The following is a 280-nucleotide window of genomic DNA, read 5'->3' as shown; positions in this document are numbered from 1 at the left end:
CCGAGCGGGAATTCCGGGAACTCGTTGACCGGCGTCGCGATGATGTCCGCGACGCGCTCACCGAGCGCCCGGGTGCCCTCCTCAGTGATCTCGTAGGTGGTGCGCTCCGGACGGTTGCCCTCGCGCTCGGTGCCGGTCGCGCGCACCAGGCCCTGCCGGGCCAGGCGGTCGACCGTGTGGTAGAGGGAGCCCGGCCGCACCTTGACGAGCCGATCCTCCGAGCGCAGCACGAGCGTCTGATACATCTCGTACGGGTGCGTCGGCCCCTCGGCGAGCAGCG

1 protein-coding gene is annotated in these 280 nt (G+C 71.4%); it reads right to left on the bottom strand.

Annotated features, from left to right (window positions below; translation table 11 throughout):
* Window positions 1–280: PadR family transcriptional regulator (locus AC1RPV_RS07790; RefSeq protein ID WP_481764200.1), on the bottom strand; the 280-nt coding region annotated here is incomplete at both ends.

The organism is Dellaglioa sp. CoH-55-MRSF-9, assembly GCF_056782155.1.
The sequence above is the reverse complement of the archived record's forward strand: the minus strand, read 5'-3'. Positions and strand labels throughout refer to the sequence as shown.